The following is a 17,968-nucleotide window of genomic DNA, read 5'->3' on the forward strand; positions in this document are numbered from 1 at the left end:
GTGCGGACCGCCAGGCCATCCCAATTCCCGGCGCACGCACCGGCCCGCGCTCAACCCGGCCGCGCCGGGGCGATTGTGATGGCCTGGCGGTCCGCCCTCACACCCCGGCTGCGAAACTTGGGGTATGCCTGTCGATGCTTCGCCGTACGACGCGGTGCTGTTGCTGTCCTTCGGGGGCCCGGAGAAGCCGGACGACGTGCTGCCGTTCCTGCAGAACGTGACCCGGGGCCGGGGGATCCCGGACGAGCGGCTGAAGGAGGTCGGCGAGCACTACTACTCGTTCGGCGGGAAGAGCCCGATCAACGACCAGAACCGGGCCCTCCTCCACGCGCTGCGGGAGTCGTTCGACGAGGTCGGCCTGGACCTGCCGATCTACTGGGGCAACCGCAACTGGGCGCCGTACCTGACCGACACGATGCGCCAGATGGCCGCCGACGGCATCCGCCGGGCCGTGGTGATCGTGACCGCCGCCTACCCGTCGTACTCGGGCTGCCGGCAGTACCGCGAGAACCTCGAGGACGCCGCCCAGCAGGTCCCGGACGCGCCCCGGATCGACAAGCTCCGGCACTACGCGAACCATCCCGGCTTCGTCGGCTCGTTCGTCGAATCGACCGCGAAGGCGCTCAGCGAGCTGCCCGACGGCTCGGCGATCGCGTATGTGACGCACTCCATTCCGAACGCGATGAATGCCACCAGCGGACCGGACGGCAACGGGTATCTCGACTGGCACCTGGACGTCGCCGCGGAGATCACCGCCGAGATCGAGCGCCGTACCGGCCAGACCCGGCGGACCGACCTGGTCTACTGCTCGCGCTCCGGACCGCCGCAGGTGCCGTGGCTCGAGCCGGACGTGAACGACCACCTCGAGGCGCTCGCGGCGGACGGCGTACCGGGTGTGGCCGTTGTGCCGATCGGGTTCGTCAGCGACCACATGGAGGTCATCTACGACCTCGACACCGAGGCCGCCCAGACCGCCGAGAAGCTGCGGCTGCCGATGGCCCGGGCCGCGACGCCCGGCACCGACAAGCCGTTCGTCACCATGCTGCGCGACCTCGTCGTCGAGCGGGCCGCGGCCGAGCGCGGCGAGCAGCCGGCCCGGCCGTGCGTCGGCAAGCTCGGCCCGGCCTGGGACGACTGCCGCCACGACTGCTGCCCACCGCTTCGCCGTCCTACCCCTAAGGAAGCCGTATGACCGACCCCCAGGACCTGCTCAAGTTGGCCGTGGAGGTGGCGGAGGAGGCAGCGAGGCTGATCGTCGAACGCCGCCGCGGCACGATCACGGTCGCCGACACCAAGAGCACCGTCACCGACGTGGTCACCGCGGTCGACCGGGAGTCCGAGGAGCTGATCCGGGCCCGGATCCTGCAGGCTCGCCCGGACGACTCGTTCCTCGGCGAGGAGGGTGACGACGTGGTCGGTACCAGCGGTGTCCGATGGGTCGTCGACCCGATCGACGGCACCGTGAACTACCTGTACGACATCCCGACGTACGCCGTCTCGATCGCGGTGGAGTACGACGGCCGGACCGTCGCCGGCGTGGTCGTCGACGCGCCCAAGGGGGAGGTGTTCACGGCGACCCTGGGCGGCGGCGCGTTCCTGGACGGGAAGCCGATCCAGGTGTCGGGGTGCACGGACCTGAGCACGGCGCTGGTCGGCACCGGGTTCGGGTACGACCCGGAGCGGCGGCAGGTGCAGGCCGAGGTGATCCAGCAGCTGATCACCAAGGTGCGCGACATCCGGCGGATCGGGGTCGGCGCGCTCGACCTCTGCTACGTCGCCTGCGGCCGGCTGGACGCGGTCTTCGAACGCGGACTGAATCCGTGGGACTACGGAGCGGGTGCGCTGATCGCGGCCGAGGCCGGCGCGGCCGTCGGCGGGCTGAACGGGGCCGCGGTGTCGCCGGAGATGTCGATCGCGGCCAGTCCGGCGCTGTTCGAGCCGTTCCACGAGCTGCTGGCCGCGACGGACCCGTTGCGGGCCTAGACGCCGCTGGGTGCTCGTTAGTGCGCGTACTGAGCATTAACGAGCATTTTCGTGTTCGGTCCTGACATTTGTTGCGACACGCTGGCCGGAAGGTGGACCCTGACGCGCGCGTAGGGCCCTTCATAGGGCACAATCCCGTCCTCGGGAACGGTACTTGCCGGTCCCGGCCTGGCTGTCAAGGGTTTCGGGGGACGAAAGATTCAGCGTGCGGTCCCGGCGCGGAATTTCTCGGCCGCTCTACCCGTTCAAGGGCTCAGCAGGCAACACCACGGGTACGAAGAGGGCAGGGAAACACCATGGCGACTGACTACGACGCCCCGCGCAAGACGGACGAGGATGCTTCCGAAGAGTCGATCGAGGAGCTGAAGACTCGCCGTCACGACAAGAACTCCGGCAAGGTCGACGAGGACGAGGCCGAGGCCGCCGAGAGCTTCGAGCTGCCCGGCGCCGACCTGAGCCACGAAGAGCTTGCGGTGCGGGTGCTCCCGCGCCAGGCCGACGAGTTCACCTGTTCGAGCTGCTTCCTGGTTCACCACCGTAGCCAGCTCGCAGAGACGAAGAACGGGCAACTGATCTGCCGCGACTGCGCAGCCTGACACCAGCGCCCTACTTCGCCTCAGCCAACGAGCGGGACCACCCCAGCCCATGGGGAGGCCCCGCTCGCTGCGCAGAAACCACACAACCCACCGTCGCCCCGCCGAGCGGAGCGAGGTGGGTTATCAGTCTTCTTGTTTCTTGGTCAAGGCTGTGTCTGTTGCCTTGACGAGGACGCCGTTGACGGCGTCTTGTTCGTAGCCTGGGGGTGCGTACCCGGTGGACTTCAGCCAGTACGCCGCGGCGCGGCGCTCGGCGAACAGTTTGGCGGCGGCCGCCGCGGCTCCGCTCGCGACCGCCCACGTCACCACCTCTGCGTAGCCGCCCTGGCCGCCCTTCGGCGGCTTCCCGCCCGAGCCGAGCTTCCAGGCCGTACTGACCGCCTTGTTCGCGACCAGGCCCACGACCAGCGTGAACGCGGCCAGCACCAGCTTCCAGCCGATCTTCGCTCCGACCACAACAGCCTCCTAACGGCAAGTCCCCGACATCAGGATCTTGCCACGCTGTGCCCCGTCAGGGCTGCTGCCAACCGGTCCGGGTGCCGCGTGGCGATCACCCAGTACGGCGCCGGGTCGCGCGGATCGGTGATCTCGACCCGGACCGCGCCCCGCACGTAGCTGCGCAGCAGCAGGTAGGCCTTCGGGTCGCAGTCCCGCCCGAACGCGTGCCGGGCGTCGTCCCCGGTCAGCGCCTCGACCTTGCCGAGGTGGACCCGGTCGATCACGGCCCGGCCGGCCCGGAGCCGCTCATCGTCCACCTCGACCACGGCAGCGCCGTACTGCAGGAAGAAGAGGACCAGCAGGAGCGCGGACAGGCCGCCGACGAAGGCGCCGCCGAAGCGCCCGACCGGCACGTAGGTGATGACGAACAGCGTGACGACCAACGCGGTGGCGATGATCCACCAGGACACCGGCACGCTCAGGCGTTCGCGATAGCTACCCACGAGGACCAGCCTGGCACGTGGCCGGCGCGACAGTGTCGGTAGGGTCGCCTCCCGTGACCGAGGTTTTGATCCAGCGACTCGACCCCGACCTGCCGCTCCCGTCGTACGCGCATCCCGGCGACGCCGGCGCGGACCTGGTGGCGGCGAGCGACATCACTCTGAAGCCCGGTGAGCGCGGCCTGGTCGGCACCGGGATCGCGATCGCGCTGCAGGACGGTTTCGCCGCCTTCGTGCACCCGCGCTCCGGACTGGCCGCCAAGCACGGCCTCTCGATCGTCAACGCTCCCGGCACCGTGGACGCCGGCTACCGGGGCGAGATCAAGGTCTGCCTGGTCAACCTCGACCCGCACGCCGAGGTCACCCTGCGGCGCGGCGACCGGATCGCCCAGCTGGTGATCCAGCGGGTGGAGAAGGCCCGCTTCGTCGAGGTCGCCACGCTGCCCGGGTCGGCCCGTGGCGACGGGGGGTACGGCTCGACCGGTGGTTTCGGTGGTGTGACACGCTGATCAGGTGCCTCCGTTGACCTGACGGATGCGCGAGACTACGGCGGCTGTACGAACTCAAGAACCAGGAAGTAGGCAAAAAGCTGTGATCTTCCGCCGCAAGGCAAAGAACGAGGAGCCCGGCACCGCCGAGGAGGCGGTCGAGGAGACGGCGCCGGAACCCCGCGCGGAGGGCCCGTTCGACTCCTCCGAGGTCGACGCGGAGGTCCTGGAGGCCGAGGACCGGATCGACCTCGGCGCCCTCGTGATCAGCGGTCAGCCCGGCATGGAGCTGCGGCTGCAGGTCGACGAGCAGTCCGGCCAGGTGCAGGCGATCCTGCTGGTGCTGGAGGACTCGGCTCTCGAGCTGCGCGCGTTCGCGGCGCCGAAGACCAGCGGCATCTGGACCGAGGTACGGCGCGAGATCGCCGCCGAGGCGAGCCGGATGGGCGGGACGGCGACCGAGACCGAGGGCCCGTTCGGCACCGAGCTGGTGCTGGTCGTGCCGGTCGAGGACCCGGACGGCCAGATCTTCAGCCAGACCTCGCGGGTGATCGGTGTGGACGGCCCGCGCTGGCTGCTCCGGGCCACGGTGCTCGGCCGGGCCGCTGTCGAGCCGGACGCGGCGCCGCCGATGGAGGAGACGCTGCGTAGCACCATCGTGGTCCGCGGCACCGAGCCGATGGCGGTGCGGGAGTCGCTGCCGTTGCGGCTGCCGCCGGGCGCTCAGCCAGCTCCCGAAGCCGGAGCCTGACGGACTACACTCGAAGCATGGGTAGCGACAAACCCGCGGGGCTGTTGCGGCGCGCCTTCCGGGGCCTGGCCGGCGACCGCGAGCAGCATGACGCCGAGGTTCTCCAGGACTTCGCGCAGGACTGTGGCGCGCGGTCGATCACCGGCTGCCACGACCGGGAGCTGGTCACCTTGTTCGGCACGCTGCGCACGATCACGTTCAGCCCGCGCGGCGGCGTCCCAGCCTTGGAGGGCGAGTTGTACGACGGAACCGGCACGGTCAAGCTGATCTGGCTCGGCCGCCGCAAGATCGCCGGGATCCACCCGGGGTCCGAGCTGATCGTCTCCGGGCGGATCGGCGTGGTGGACGGCGACCGGGTGATGTTCAACCCGCGCTACGAGCTGCGTCCGCAGGCCGCGCATGGCTGAGCCGCGGCGCGACCAGGTCGATAACGACCAGCAGCCCGAGTCGGGCCTGCGCAAGCAACTGGATGACCATCTCGACGAGCAGCTCGTCGAGATGCTGCGTCCGGAGGTCGAGGCGGCCGAGGCGGAGCTGACCAGCGACGAGACCAAGGCGAAATCGCCGTCGAGTGACAAGGACTTCTTCCACGCCCTCGGCGGCTGGGGCGCGCTGCTCGACATCGGGCTGCCCTGGATCGCGTTCCTGGTCGTCTACGCGGCCACCGACCACAACCTGCAGGTCGCGCTGATCGTGGCGATCGGCGGTGCGGCGGCAATCGCCGTACTGCGCCTGCTTCGTCGGCAGCCGCTGCGGAACGTGTTCGGCGGCTTCGTCGGCGTGCTGATCTCGGCCTGGGTCGCGAACCGCACCGGCAACGCCAAGGACTTCTACGTCCCCGGCCTGCTCACCAACCTCGGGTACGGCGCGCTCTACCTGATCACCGTGCTGATCCGCTGGCCGCTGTTCGGCGTCCTGTACGGCGTGATCACCCAGACCGGCACCGCCTGGCGCAAGGACCCGGCCATGCTGCGCGGGTTCTCGCGGGCCACGATGGTGTTCGTCGGCCTGTTCGCGATCCGGCTGATCGTGCAGGTGCCGCTGTACTTCACCGGCAGCCTGAACGCGCTCGGCATCGCGAAGATCGGCCTCGGGCTCCCGTTCTACGCGCTCGCGCTCTGGCTCGCCTACGCCGTACTGCGTGGATCGCTGCCGCAGGACAAGTGGGACGAGGCCCGCGACCACGTCACGCACCTGCTGCGCGGGAACAAGAAGTAAAGGAAGCGCCCGGGATCCCCGAGCGCTGCGGTCATTCCGCCTTGCGGTGGTGCGGCGAGAGCATGTCCTCGAGCTGTTCCTCGGTCTCGTCGGCCGCGACGAACAGCAGCTCGTCGTTGAGCTCGAGGGTGCCTTCGGGGTCCGGGCGCAGGACCCGGCCTTCGCGCAGGATGACGACCAGCGCGGTGTCCAGCGGCCAGTCGATGTCGCCGACCCGCTTGCCGATCATCGGGGAGTCCTCGGGCAGGGTCAGCTCGACCAGGTTCGCGTCGCCCTGGCGGAAGGTGAACAGCCGGACCAGGTCGCCGACCGAGACCGCCTCCTCGACCAGCGCGGACATGATCCGCGGGGTGGACACCGACACGTCCACGCCCCAGGCCTCGTTGAACATCCACTCGTTGCGCGGGTGGTTGACCCGGGCAACGGTCCGCGGGACGCCGAACTCGGTCTTGGCCAGCAGCGAGACGACCAGGTTGACCTTGTCGTCGCCGGTGCTGGCGATCGCGACCTGGCAGCGCTGCAGCGCGGCCTCCTCCAGCGAGGACAGCTCGCAGGCGTCGGCCAGCAGCCACTCGGCCCGCGGCACCGACTCGGCCTTGATCGCCCGCGGGTCCTTGTCGATCAGCAGCACCTCGTGGCCGTTCTCCAGCAGCTCGGCGGCGATCGAACGGCCGACGTTGCCGGCGCCGGCGATGGCTACCCGCATCACAGCTCCTCAGGCTTGTTGCCGAGTTGGGACTCGACGGCTGCGGCGTCCCGTTCGAGCATCACGACGTGGACCAGGTCACCCTCCTGGATGACCGTGTCGGCCTTGGGCAGGAGTCCTTCGCCGAGCCGGGTCAGGAACGCGACCCGGGCGCCGGTGGCCTTCTCGATGTCGAACGCGGCCCGGCCGACCCAGCCGGAGTGCACGTGCACCTCGGCCAGCCGGACCGTGCCGGACGGGTCGCGCCACTCCGGCTCGGAGCCCTCGGGGAGCAGCCGGCGCATCATCTGGTCGACGGTCCACCGCACGGTGCCGACGGTGGGGATGCCGAGCCGCTGGTAGACCTCGGCGCGGCCCGGGTCGTAGATCCGGGCCACCACGTTGTTCACGCCGAACGTCTCCCGGGCCACCCGGGCGGCCAGGATGTTGGAGTTGTCGCCGTTGGACACCGCGGCGAACGCCTCGGCCTCCTCGATCCCGGCTTCGACCAGGATCTCGCGGTCGAACCCCATGCCGGTGATGGTCCGGCCGGTGAAGTTCGGGCTCAGCCGGCGGAACGAGTCGGCGGACTGGTCGATGATCGCGACCGTGTGGCCCCGCTTCTCCAGGGTCCGCGCGAGCGTCGACCCGACGCGGCCGCAGCCCATGATGACGACGTGCACTCGGTTTCACTCCTTGCCCCGCTCGCGGGGCCACTGGCTCGGTTCGGCGGGATAGACGCTACACCGCACTGGGGCTCCCGCTGACATCACGGACCCGCCTCGCCCTCTAACATCACGGTGTGACTCCCGCTCTCGGCGATATCGGCAAACGGCTGCTGCTCGGCCGCAAGCTGCGCAGCACCCAGTTGGGTGAGACGCTGCTGCCCAAGCGCATCGCGCTGCCCGTGTTCGCCAGCGACGCCCTGTCGTCGGTCGCCTACGCGCCCGACGAGATCTTCCTGACCCTGTCGCTGGCCGGTCTGACCGCGCTGACGATCTCGTGGAAGGTCGCCATCGTCGTCGCCCTGGTGATGCTCGTGGTGGTGGCGTCGTACCGGCAGAACGTGCACGCCTACCCGTCGGGCGGTGGCGACTACGAGGTGGCGAACGTCAACCTCGGGCCGACCGCCGGCCTGACCGTGGCCAGCGCGCTGCTGGTCGACTACGTGCTGACGGTGGCGGTGTCGATCTCGTCCGCCGCGCAGTACGCCGCGTCCGCGATCCCGTCGCTGGAAGGGCACCAGGCGACCGCGGCGGTGATCGCGGTGCTGTTCCTGACCACGATGAACCTGCGCGGTATCCGTGAGTCCGGTGCGGCGTTCGCGATCCCGACGTACATCTTCATGGTCACGATCCTGGGGATGGCCGCGTTCGGGTTCGGCCGGATGGTGTTCGGGACGCTGCCGCAGGCGGAGACCGCCGGCCTGGACCTGGTCGCGGAGGACCCGTTCGTGCAGGGCGCGGGTGGCCTTGCCATGGGGTTCCTGGTGCTGCGGGCGTTCTCGTCCGGCTGTGCGGCGCTGACGGGTGTCGAGGCGATCAGCAACGGTGTGCCGGCGTTCCGGAAGCCGAAGAGCAAGAACGCGGCGACCACGCTGCTGCTGCTCGGCTGCATCTCGATCGCGATGATGCTCAGCGTCGTGGCGCTGGCCAACGTGATGAACGTGCGCTTCGCGGAGGACCCCGCGCACCAGTTGCTCCGCGACGGCGTCCCGGTCGGGGACAGCTACCACCAGGACCCGGTCATCGGGCAGCTGGCCCAGGGAATCTTCGACCACTTCTCGCTCGGCTTCTACCTGGTCGCCGCCGCTACCGGCGTCATCCTGGTGCTGGCCGCGAACACCGCGTTCAACGGCTTCCCGGTGCTCGGCTCGATCCTGGCCCGCGACGGCTACCTGCCGCGCCAGCTGCACACCCGCGGCGACCGGCTCGCGTTCAGCAACGGCATCATCATCCTGGCCGCGTTCGCGATCTTCCTGATCGTCGCCTTCGACGCCGAGGTGACCCGGCTGATCCAGCTCTACATCGTCGGCGTGTTCGTCTCGTTCACGATCAGCCAGATCGGCATGGTCCGGCACTGGACCCGGCTGCTGAAGACCGAGACCGACACCTCCCGGCGACGGCAGATGCACCGGTCCCGGACGATCAACACGATCGGCCTGACCATGACCGGCGTCGTCCTGGTGATCGTGCTGCTGACCAAGTTCACCCACGGCGCGTACATCGCGATCATCGCGATGGCGGTGCTGTTCCTGATGATGAAGGGCATCCGCCGGCACTACACCGCGGTCAGTAAGCAGATGGCGGCCGAAGGCGACGAGCAGCTCATGCTGCCGTCGCGGGTGCACTCGATCGTGCTGGTGTCGAAGCTGCACAAGCCGACCCTGCGGGCGCTGGCCTTCGCCAAGGCGGCCCGGCCGTACATGCTCGAGGCGGTCACGGTCGACGTCGACCGGGACGAGTCGGAGGCGTTGCAGGCCGAGTGGGACCGCCGGGGCATCCCGGTCCCGCTGAAGCGGCTGGCCTCGCCGTACCGGGAGATCACCCGGCCGATCCTGCAGTACGTGCGCGACATCCGGCGGCAGTCGCCGCGGGACGTGGTCATGGTCTACATCCCGGAGTACGTCGTCGGCCACTGGTGGGAGCACCTCCTGCACAACCAGAGCGCACTCCGGCTCAAGGGGCGCCTCTTGTTCACACCTGGTGTCATGGTTACGTCCGTTCCTTACCAGCTGATCTCGTCGCAGGCAGCCGAGGAGCGGCACGACCGGGAGGAACGGGTGGCAGGCCAGGTACGGCGTGGAGCCCGCAAGGCGTCAGGAGATCGGTGACAGACGAGAACATCGTCGGGACGGTAGTCGAGCTGGAGGTAGGGCCAGTAGCGCACGGGGGACACTGTGTAGCCCGGCACGAGGGGCAGGTGGTCTTCGTCCGGCACGCGTTGCCGGGTGAACTGGTCCACGCCCGCGTCACCGAGCAGAACGCGAAGTACCTGCGTGCCGACGCCGTACAGGTTCTGACACCGTCGCCGCAGCGGATCGATCCGCCATGCCCGTACGCGGGGCCGGGGCGGTGCGGTGGCTGTGACTTCCAGCATGCCAACATCGTCGAGCAGCGGCGGCTGAAGGCGACCGTGGTATCGGACACGCTGCGGCGGATCGGTGGGATCGAGCGCACCATCGTGATGGAGTCGCCGGGAGACGACGGCCTCGGCTGGCGGACCCGGATGCGGTACGCCGTGGTCGACGGGCGGCCCGGGATGTACGCGCACCGGTCGCACGACCTGATCCAGATCGACAAGTGCCTGATCGCGCACCCGGACAGCCCTGACGTGCTGGGGGAGCGGTGGCCGGACGTGACGTCGGTGCAGTCTGTGGTGTCGTCGGAGGGCAAGACCGCCGTACTGACCGACGAGGCGCCTGGTGGACGTGTCGTCGAGGTTGTGCGGGGCCGGCGGTTCCGGGTGGAGGCCGGTGGGTTCTGGCAGGTGCATCCGGCGGCTCCGGAGACGCTGGTGGACGCCGTACTGAGTGGACTGGAGCCAGCGGCGGGGGAGACGGCGCTGGACCTCTACTCGGGTGTCGGGCTGTTTGCTGCGTTCCTGGCCGAGGCTGGGTGCCCGGTGCTGGCGATCGAGGGGGACAAGGACGCAGTCCGAAACGCGCGGCGGAACCTGCACGACCTGACGGACGTGACGCTGGAGACCGGTGACGTGGACCGCGTGCTGAACGCGGCAGCGGGGCAGGGGCTCGAGCACGTGGACCTGGTCGTGCTGGACCCACCGCGGACGGGTGCGGGGAAGGACGTCGTACGGCGGATTGCGGCGCTGACCCCGCGTCGGGTCGCCTACGTCGCCTGCGACCCGGCGGCGCTGGCCCGCGACCTGAAGTCCTTCGCCGGCCTCGGCTACGGGATCGCGTCGCTGCGGGCGTTCGACCTGTTCGGGATGACCCACCACATCGAGTGCGTGGCCATTTTGGAGCCTGTGGACGGCTGAGTCGCGAGTGTCGGGGGGCTCGGGTAGCGTTCTGGCCCTGGATTCCAAATGCGCTGGAGACCTGATGCCGCTCGTTGACCTGGACGACCCAGACGAGTTGCGTGCCCGCTGGGCCGCGCTCGCCGCGGTCGCCCATGCCACCGGGTTCGACCGGCGCTGGTACGCCGACGAGGCGGGCTACCACCATCAGGACGAGACGGCGTCTTTCCTGAACCTGGTCCGGCTGGACGGTGGGCGGGCGGTGCTGTTCGGGTTCCACACGCAGCACAGCCAGACCACCGGGGCGGATCTGCTCGCGGGCTCGCCGGACTGGATCGGCCAGCCCGAGGTCCGGCAGCTGATCGCGGCGGGCGAGCTCGGATTCGTGTACGGCGCGTTCAACGGGACGTGGGCGCGGGCGTCGTACCCGGGCGACCCGTGGCAGCCGGCCGAGGACGGGTTCGCGCCGATCGGGCACTGGATCACCTCCGACGAGGACACCGCCGGCGAGATGATCGAGTGGGTCGCGGAGTGGTGCGACTACCTCGGCGGGCTCGACGAGCTGGTGCCGTTCGGGGTGCAGCTGATCCGGGCCGGGGTCACGCTGGATTCCTTGGCGGAGTTCTTCAGCATCTTCGGGATCGATCCGCGCTCGCCGGTGCAGCCGGACCTGCCCGCCGGGGTGGCCGCGGCCGGCGACTTCAACCTTGCAGTCGCAGAACAGTTGGCCGACGAGCCTGACACAGCCGAGGTCTCGGTCGTTGAAGATGCCGTGACTGGAGCACCCGAGGACCTGGAGGACGAGGAGTCGTACGTCGTTCCTCCCGGCATCAGCCCGTTCACCGGCCAGCCGATCGACGAATCGGCGCAGGCCGGTCCTGCTTATGCCGAACCGGAGCCCTACTACGACCAGACGCCGTACCGGGAACCCGCACGGGACGACGACTACGGCATCGTCTCCAGGAAACAAGGCTGGCTCCGCCGCCGGAAACACGACGACGCCCCCGGCGATGACGGCAGTCCCGCTGACCGCGGCGGTCCCGCTGACCGCGGCGGTCCTGCCGACCGCGGCGGCTCCGCTCCGGGCGGCTTTGAGCCGGGCGGTTCCGCCGCGGCCTACCAGTCCGGCGGCCCTGCCGCGGCCTACCAGTCCGACGGTCCCGCGCCCGGCACCTTCGTCCCGGACGGCATCATCGGCTCCGGCCTCCCGTACGGCGCCCTGCCCTCCTCGGAGCCACCCCGAGTAGGCGGCGGAGTCCACGAAGGCGAAGACTTCTACGCCAGCCTCTTCGCCGACGCCCCCGCAGCCGCCTACCAACAGCCCGCTGCCCCCGCCGACGAACAAGACTGGGAAACCACCGAACAACCCTCCTGGTCCGACGAAGACGCCACCAGCGAGTACAACCCCTTCCCCGAAGACCCCACCCCCACCAACGACTGGGTAGGCGGCGCCTGGATCAACGGCAAATGGGTAGAACACCCCGCGTCCCCCCACGCCTCCACCCCACCCACCCCCGCCCCCCACCCCACGCCCGCAGCCCCCCACCCCTCCAGCACCCCCACCCCCGCAGGCGCCCAGCCCTCCAGCAACCACGCGCCCGCAAGCAGCCAGCCCTCCAGCACCCACGCGCCCGCGCCGCACCCGTCAACCACCCACCAGCCCGCCCCTCAACCGCCCACTCCACACCAGCCGGCCGCCCACCCATCGGCCCTGCACCAGCCGAGCGCCCATCCGTCCGCCTTGCGTGAGCCGGATGCCCAGCCCTCTGCCCTGCACGAGTCAGGCGCCCAGCCGTCTGCCCTGCATCAGCCGGGCGCCCAGCCGTCTGCCCTGCATCAGCCGGGCGCCCAGCCGTCTGGCCTGCGAGAGCCGGGCCCCCCGCACCAGCCGTCTGCCTCGCACGAGCCAGGTGCGCAGCCGCCTGCACCGCACGAGTCGGGCGCCCATCAGTCTGGCCAGCTCCAGTCGGGTGCCCAGCAGTCCGCCACCCACCCGCCGGGCTCGCACCCGTCGGCCGCGAACGCCCCGGCCTCGCAGCCGTTCGCACCCTCACATTCCGAGGACTCGACCGCGTTCCCACCGGCCCCGGAGTCCGCACGGCAAAACCCATTCCTCCCCACCACGTCCGCGGCACCCTCGGACCTCGAAGACGACGACGCCCCCACCGCCGAAATCGCCGCCGTCCTAGACCCCACCGACGACGAGGAAGACCTGGCCTCCTTCACCGGCCCGTCCCCCTTCGCCCCGGTAACCCCAGAACCAACCGAGGACCACCCCACCCCCCTCATCGGCCTACCCTCACCCGCCGGCAGCCCCAACACCTCCGCCGACAGCCAGCCCGCGCCCATCGACTCCCGCGCGGCCTCCGCTGGCCTGTCATCTCCCGAAGCCCGCTCCAGCACCCCCACGGACGGCGAGCCGACCGTCCACCCCAACCAAACCGTCAGCCACCCGGCGGAGCCCACTGACCAGGGCCCCGCCAACCGCGTCGACACCTCACACGACCACCTCGACGACACCAGGTCACGCCCCGGTGCCCCCATGGCTGGAGCGCCCGGGCACGCAACAGCTGACGAGGCTGCTCCCGAGCGAGCTGACGAGGCGGCGCAGTACGGCGATGGGTTGGACGACACCGGCGTACCTAGCGCGCAGTACGGCGAGGGGGCGGACGACGCCGTACCTGGTGCGCAGTTTGATGAGTCCGAGGACGATCTCACGGCAGAGATCCCGGTTGTGTCAGACGAGCCGCCGGCGGACGAGCAGTCCGCGGCGGAGGCCGCTGCTGGGCAGATTGTGTCGGCTGAGCCTGCGTTGCGGTTCAGCGTGCGGGTGGATCCGGATGCTGAAGAGGATGAGGTCTTCGGTACGGCACCGGCCGCTACAGCTCAGGTTGAGCCTCACCCTCAACCGCAGCCCTGGCCCCAACCCCACCCCGAGCCGTGGCCACAACCCGACCCCCACCCGGCCCCCTGGCCCCAGCCCGGCCCGCACCCCGAGCCCACGCCAGGTCCTGGCCCAACACCCGGCCCGCAGCCGACCCCCGAGCCCCAGCCGACTCCGGGCCCCGAGCCGACGCGCCCCGAGCCGACGCCTCAGCCTGAGCCGACGCCCGGGCCGATCCCGGGTCCCGGTCCGGAGCCCGAGCCATGGCCCGAACCCGAGCCCCAACCCACGCCGGAACCAACTCCGGAGCCCACCCCACAACCGGAGCCCGAGCCTGAGCCTGGCCCCTGGCCAGAACCCGAGCCACAGCCCGAGCCCACTCCCGAGCCGATGCCGTGGCCGGAGCCCGAGCCGTCCCCGCAGCCGGACCCCATGCCCCGCCCCGAGCCCACCACCCACGTGGCGCCGGCAGCTCACCACGACCCGCTGAACACCCACCCAGCCGACAACCGCCCGCCTGCCCAGGCGGCCCGCACCGAGTCGCCGTACGACGCGAGGCAGGCGGTCGCACCGTACGACGACGCACCACAGACGACCCACCGCGAGTCGGCGTACGGCGACGCGAGGGCTGACGCAGGGCACGACGACGCGGCGCAGACGACCCATCGCGAGTCGGCTTACCGCGACGCGATGACGGACGCGCCGTACGACGACGCGGCGCAGGCGACCCGGCGCGAGTCGGACTACGGCGACGCGAGGCAACTGGGCGCGCCGCAGGACGGCCGGGCAGGGGCCTCGTACGACGAAGCGAGGCAGGGGTCTCGGCAGGAGCCGCCATTCGGCGACGCGATGCAGGCCAACTCGCCATACGACGAGCGAGCACGGGCAGAGGCGCCGTACGAGGGCGAGGCGCGCCCGGAGGCTCCATACGACGGTGCGACGCAGGCGGGTGACCCGTACGGCGACGTGCAGGCGGACGTGTCGTACGGCGACGCGCGGGCGGACGCGGCATACGACGAGACGCAGGCAGGCGCGCCAAGCGGCGCCGCGGCGCCGGAGTTTTACGACGACGTCGCGCGGGCGGGGCGGCAGGAGTCTGCGTACGACGACGGCGCGCAGGCGGGTCGGCAAGAGACCGCGTACGAGGACGGCGCGCGGGCGGGTCGGCAGGAGACCGCGTACGAGGATGCGGCTCGTCCGGGTCGGCAGGAGTCGGCGTACGAGGATGCGGCGCAGGCGGGTCGGCAGGAGTCCGCTTACGACGACGGCGCGCGGGCGGGTCGGCAGGAGGCGTACGAGGACGCGGCGCGGGCGGGTCGGCAGGAAGCGGAATACGGGGGCGAGGCGGACGAGTTCGGGGCGCCGTATGACGGTGCCGCTGCTCGGCGCGAGGCGGCGTACGGGGCGGCGGAGTTCGCGGGGGCTGGCTTCGGCGCCGATGCGGATGATGACGAGCCGACCAGTTTCATTCCTGTCATAGGGGATGAGCCGGTCGCCGACGTGGCTGCTGCCGTGCGGATGTCTATTCCGGGCCTGGGGCTGGTGGGGGCCGATGGGCCGCGGATTCAGCCGGAGCCGGGGTCGATCGAGGAGGCGATGCGGGCCGAGGTGGAGCGGCCGCGGCCGCGGCCTCGGGCGACGGAGGCGTTCGAGGCGCTGCACGCGTGGTGCCGGGCGCGGACTGCGGTCGTGCCGTCCGGGTTCACGATTCAGGTCCAGGTGCTTGACCCGGCGGCGCCGTCGTACCGGTTCGACCTGGAGCCGCCGGAGGTGGACGATCCGGAGTTCGCTGCCGACAAGCTCAGCGGTCTGCTCGGCGACCTGTGGATCACCGAGGCGGTCGGCGACCAGGGCGGCTGGTTGTTCGCGCGGATCGACGCGGCCGGGCGGACGCTGCGGATCGACCGGTGGTACGACCAGGTGCCCGACTGGTGGGACAACCCGGTGGAGCCGCGGCTCGACGTACACGGCTTGGTACGGCGGCTGTACGACCGCGGTCCCGAGTGGCAGCCGTCGTACCTGGAAAGGCTGTACACGACCGCGAGATAGCGTTGTCCGCATGCTTCTCAGGATCTTCACCGAACCCCAGCAAGGTGCCTCGTACGACGATCTGCTCGCGGTGGCACGCAAAACCGAGGAGAACGGGTTCGACGCGTTCTTCCGTTCGGACCACTACCTGGTGATGGGCGACCACGACGGCCTGCCCGGACCCACCGACTCGTGGATCACGCTCGCCGGCCTGGCCCGGGAGACGAGCCGGATCAAGCTCGGCACGCTGGTCAGCTCGGCCACGTTCCGCAACCCTGGCGTGCTGGCGATCTCGGTGGCGCAGGTCGACCAGATGAGCGGCGGCCGCGCCGAGCTCGGGCTGGGCGCCGGCTGGTTCGAGGCGGAGCACAAGGCGTACGGGCTGGACTTCCCGGACACGCCCGGCCGGTTCGACCTGCTGACCGAGCAACTGGAGCTCATCACTGGCCTGTGGGACACGCCGGTGGGGGAGAAGTACGACTACGCGGGCAAGCACTACCAGCTGACCGACTCGCCGGCGCTGCCGAAGCCGGTCCAGCAGCCGCACCCGCCGATCATCATCGGCGGCGCGGGCAAGAAGCGTACGCCGTCGCTCGCCGCGCAGCACGCGGCCGAGTTCAACGCCGGGTTCCGCTCGGTCGAGGAGACCGAGACGCTGTTCAAGCGCGTCCGCGCCTCCTGTGACGCGATCGGCCGCGACCCGCAGACGCTGGCCCTGTCCACCGCCCACACCGTCGTGGTCGGCAAGGACGACGCCCAGGTCAAGCAACGCGCCGCCGCCATCGGCCGCGACGTCGAAGACCTCAAGCAGAACGCCATCGCCGGCACCCCCGCCGAGGTCGTCGACCGCCTCGGCCAGTTCGCCGCCGCCGGCTCCCAACGCCAGTACGTCCAGATCATGGACCTCCAGGACCTCACCCACCTCGACCTCATCGCCGCCGAGGTCCTCCCGCAGGTGTCCTGAGCACAAGTCGGAATAGCGCGAACGTTATTCCGAGTTAGACTGGCTAAGTCGGAATAACGCCGACGCAGTTCCGACTTGGAGGCAGTCCGGTGACGCCCGCGCGAATCGACAGCCCGGATCCGAAGAGAAGTGGTTCGGATCCGGGCTGGCCGGCGCACGTGCCCGACGTCCGGCCGTGGCGCCAGCGCAGCCGAGGCGGTACGGCGGCCGACCGCAGGCTCACCGAAGTCGTGGCGATGCGACCGCCGTTGATCGGGGATCGCGACGTACGGCTGAGTCCGGAGTTGGCAGCCGTCATGGAAGCGTGTGTGATCGAGATTGCCGCGCTCGACCACTCGCACGGTGCCGAGCTCGGCGTACTCGAGACGCTGCTGCTGCGCACCGAGTCGGTCGCCTCGTCGAAGATCGAGCACATCCACGCCTCGGTCGACGACTTCGCCCGGGCGCTGCACGGCATCAAGTCGAACCCGTCGGCGACGTCGATGGTCGCGTCGACAGCGGCGCTGGCCGCCCTGGTCGGTTCGGTCGACGACGGCAAGGACATCGAGGTCGCGATGATCCTGATGGCTCACCTGGCCCTGATGGTCGACGATCCGCACGAGCATGCGCACGCCGGCCGGTTCCGCGACATGCAGAACTGGATCGGCGGCAGCGACCACTCACCGCGGAACGCGGTCTACGTGCCACCGCCGCCGGAGACGGTCGACGAGTACGTGGCCGACCTGGTGAAGTTCGGCAACCGCACCGACCTGCCGGTGCTCGCCCAAGCCGCGATCCTGCACGCGCAGTTCGAGTCCGTCCATCCGTTCACCGAAGGCAACTGCCGGATCGGCCGCGCGCTCATCAACACGGTGCTGCGTCGCCGCGGAGCCACCCGGCGCGTGGTCGTCCCGCTGGCCTCCGCGCTCGTGGCGCGGCGCGACGACTACTTCGACGTCCTGAGTGCCTATCGCGAGGGTCGGGTCGAGCCGATCATCCGGTCGTTCACCGCGGCATCGGCCGTGGCCGCGCGAGAGTCGCGGGTGAGTGCTGCCCGGATCGCCGAGCTGCCGTCGGTCTGGCGGGAGAAGGTCGCCGGCCGGCGTGGCAGTGCGGCGTCCCGCCTGCTCGACGGCCTGATCGCGGCGCCGATCTTCTCGGCGAGTGAGGCCGAGGAGGCCATCGGTGGCGCGACAAGCAGTGTGTACGCCGGGATCGAGCGGCTGCATGAGGCAGGGATCATCCGTCCGCTGACGGATCGCACGCGAAACCAGGTCTGGGGAGCGGCGGATCTGCTGGACGAACTGGACGACCTGGCGGCCCGGATCGAAGCGGAGATGCGCTGACCGCGTCTTCAGCCCGCGGGTTGTCCACAGGAGGGATGTTGGGGTGCTGGGGTGGCTCGATGTCGTGTATCTTGATGTCGAGAGAGTTTGTCGGGTGAGGTTAGGGGAGCCTGATCTCGCGGCCGGGTGC

The 17,968-nt window shown here is 70.4% G+C and carries 16 protein-coding genes; 12 read left to right on the plus strand and 4 right to left on the minus strand.

Going from position 1 to position 17,968, the window contains the following annotated elements; translation table 11 throughout:
• Positions 1–124 precede the first annotated feature (124 nt).
• The 3 genes from ACIBGM_RS20645 to ACIBGM_RS20655 all read left to right on the plus strand — a co-directional run bounded on the left by ACIBGM_RS20645 (position 125) and on the right by ACIBGM_RS20655 (position 2,579).
• Entirely contained in the window at positions 125–1,192 is a 1,068-nt protein-coding gene (locus tag ACIBGM_RS20645) for a ferrochelatase (protein WP_360529159.1), read from the plus strand.
• Positions 1,189–1,983 (plus strand): inositol monophosphatase family protein, encoded by a 795-nt coding sequence (locus tag ACIBGM_RS20650; protein ID WP_360529156.1) that lies wholly within the window; start codon positions 1,189–1,191, stop codon positions 1,981–1,983. The genes ACIBGM_RS20645 and ACIBGM_RS20650 overlap by 4 nt, the downstream gene beginning before the upstream one ends.
• A 296-nt stretch (positions 1,984–2,279) precedes the next feature.
• Positions 2,280–2,579 (plus strand): DUF4193 domain-containing protein, encoded by a 300-nt coding sequence (locus ACIBGM_RS20655; RefSeq protein ID WP_130379292.1) that lies wholly within the window; start codon positions 2,280–2,282, stop codon positions 2,577–2,579.
• Positions 2,580–2,702: 123 nt separating this feature from the next.
• Here ACIBGM_RS20655 and ACIBGM_RS20660 read toward each other — a convergent pair whose 3' ends face one another.
• Together ACIBGM_RS20660 and ACIBGM_RS20665 are read right to left on the minus strand one after the other, a co-directional pair.
• Complete coding sequence (locus tag ACIBGM_RS20660) at positions 2,703–3,035, minus strand: DUF4235 domain-containing protein (RefSeq protein ID WP_360529153.1); 333 nt, start codon at positions 3,033–3,035, stop codon at positions 2,703–2,705.
• 29 nt (positions 3,036–3,064) lie between these two features.
• Entirely contained in the window at positions 3,065–3,520 is a 456-nt protein-coding gene (locus ACIBGM_RS20665; RefSeq protein WP_396386461.1) for a DUF3093 domain-containing protein, read from the minus strand.
• 53 nt (positions 3,521–3,573) lie between these two features.
• Between ACIBGM_RS20665 and dut the strand changes: the two genes are divergently transcribed.
• The 4 genes from dut (at position 3,574) to ACIBGM_RS20685 (ending at position 5,974) form a co-directional block, all read left to right on the plus strand.
• Positions 3,574–4,026, plus strand: coding sequence for a dUTP diphosphatase (dut, locus tag ACIBGM_RS20670; RefSeq protein WP_396386462.1), 453 nt, complete (start codon positions 3,574–3,576; stop codon positions 4,024–4,026).
• 82 nt (positions 4,027–4,108) lie between these two features.
• Positions 4,109–4,756 (plus strand): DUF3710 domain-containing protein, encoded by a 648-nt coding sequence (locus ACIBGM_RS20675; RefSeq protein ID WP_360529144.1) that lies wholly within the window; start codon positions 4,109–4,111, stop codon positions 4,754–4,756.
• Between the two features lie 17 nt (positions 4,757–4,773).
• Positions 4,774–5,163: an OB-fold nucleic acid binding domain-containing protein gene (locus ACIBGM_RS20680; protein ID WP_360529141.1), complete on the plus strand. Its 390-nt coding sequence runs from the start codon at positions 4,774–4,776 to the stop codon at positions 5,161–5,163.
• Positions 5,156–5,974 carry a DUF3159 domain-containing protein gene (locus ACIBGM_RS20685; protein WP_360529138.1) on the plus strand — a complete coding sequence of 273 codons (819 nt, stop codon included), beginning with the start codon at positions 5,156–5,158 and terminating at the stop codon, positions 5,972–5,974. Before ACIBGM_RS20680 ends, ACIBGM_RS20685 begins: the two co-directional genes overlap by 8 nt.
• A gap of 31 nt (positions 5,975–6,005) precedes the next feature.
• On the opposite strand, the gene ACIBGM_RS20690 is transcribed toward ACIBGM_RS20685, so the two are convergent.
• On the minus strand, positions 6,006–6,680 hold the full coding sequence (locus tag ACIBGM_RS20690; RefSeq protein ID WP_360529135.1) for a TrkA family potassium uptake protein: 675 nt from the start codon (positions 6,678–6,680) through the stop codon (positions 6,006–6,008).
• Positions 6,680–7,342 (minus strand): TrkA family potassium uptake protein, encoded by a 663-nt coding sequence (locus ACIBGM_RS20695; protein WP_360529132.1) that lies wholly within the window; start codon positions 7,340–7,342, stop codon positions 6,680–6,682. The genes ACIBGM_RS20690 and ACIBGM_RS20695 overlap by 1 nt, the downstream gene beginning before the upstream one ends.
• Positions 7,343–7,461: 119 nt before the next feature.
• On the opposite strand from ACIBGM_RS20695, the gene ACIBGM_RS20700 reads away from it, so the two are divergent.
• The 5 genes from ACIBGM_RS20700 to ACIBGM_RS20720 all read left to right on the plus strand — a co-directional run bounded on the left by ACIBGM_RS20700 (position 7,462) and on the right by ACIBGM_RS20720 (position 17,838).
• Complete coding sequence (locus ACIBGM_RS20700) at positions 7,462–9,492, plus strand: APC family permease (protein ID WP_360529129.1); 2,031 nt, start codon at positions 7,462–7,464, stop codon at positions 9,490–9,492.
• Complete coding sequence (locus tag ACIBGM_RS20705) at positions 9,489–10,658, plus strand: TRAM domain-containing protein (RefSeq protein ID WP_360529126.1); 1,170 nt, start codon at positions 9,489–9,491, stop codon at positions 10,656–10,658. The genes ACIBGM_RS20700 and ACIBGM_RS20705 overlap by 4 nt, the downstream gene beginning before the upstream one ends.
• A gap of 64 nt (positions 10,659–10,722) precedes the next feature.
• Positions 10,723–15,570 carry a hypothetical protein gene (locus ACIBGM_RS20710; protein ID WP_396386463.1) on the plus strand — a complete coding sequence of 1,616 codons (4,848 nt, stop codon included), beginning with the start codon at positions 10,723–10,725 and terminating at the stop codon, positions 15,568–15,570.
• A 10-nt stretch (positions 15,571–15,580) separates the two neighbouring features.
• Positions 15,581–16,513 carry an LLM class F420-dependent oxidoreductase gene (locus ACIBGM_RS20715; RefSeq protein WP_396386464.1) on the plus strand — a complete coding sequence of 311 codons (933 nt, stop codon included), beginning with the start codon at positions 15,581–15,583 and terminating at the stop codon, positions 16,511–16,513.
• Positions 16,514–16,602: 89 nt separating this feature from the next.
• The gene (locus ACIBGM_RS20720) at positions 16,603–17,838 is read left to right on the plus strand and encodes a Fic family protein (RefSeq protein WP_396386465.1); all 1,236 of its coding nucleotides are present in this window, start codon (positions 16,603–16,605) and stop codon (positions 17,836–17,838) included.
• The last annotated feature ends 130 nt before the right edge of the window (positions 17,839–17,968 follow it).

Source organism: Kribbella sp. NPDC050470, assembly GCF_044458365.1.
GTDB lineage: Bacteria > Actinomycetota > Actinomycetes > Propionibacteriales > Kribbellaceae > Kribbella.

Excerpts from the sequence above, each read along its gene's own strand:
- ACIBGM_RS20685 (WP_360529138.1), top strand. The coding sequence starts at position 5,156 with ATGGCTGAGCCGCGGCGCGACCAGGTCGATAACGACCAGCAGCCCGAG.
- ACIBGM_RS20655 (WP_130379292.1), top strand. The coding sequence starts at position 2,280 with ATGGCGACTGACTACGACGCCCCGCGCAAGACGGACGAGGATGCTTCC.
- ACIBGM_RS20690 (WP_360529135.1), bottom strand. The coding sequence starts at position 6,680 with ATGCGGGTAGCCATCGCCGGCGCCGGCAACGTCGGCCGTTCGATCGCC.
- ACIBGM_RS20680 (WP_360529141.1), top strand. The coding sequence starts at position 4,774 with ATGGGTAGCGACAAACCCGCGGGGCTGTTGCGGCGCGCCTTCCGGGGC.
- ACIBGM_RS20710 (WP_396386463.1), top strand. The coding sequence starts at position 10,723 with ATGCCGCTCGTTGACCTGGACGACCCAGACGAGTTGCGTGCCCGCTGG.
- ACIBGM_RS20645 (WP_360529159.1), top strand. The coding sequence starts at position 125 with ATGCCTGTCGATGCTTCGCCGTACGACGCGGTGCTGTTGCTGTCCTTC.
- ACIBGM_RS20650 (WP_360529156.1), top strand. The coding sequence starts at position 1,189 with ATGACCGACCCCCAGGACCTGCTCAAGTTGGCCGTGGAGGTGGCGGAG.
- ACIBGM_RS20715 (WP_396386464.1), top strand. The coding sequence starts at position 15,581 with ATGCTTCTCAGGATCTTCACCGAACCCCAGCAAGGTGCCTCGTACGAC.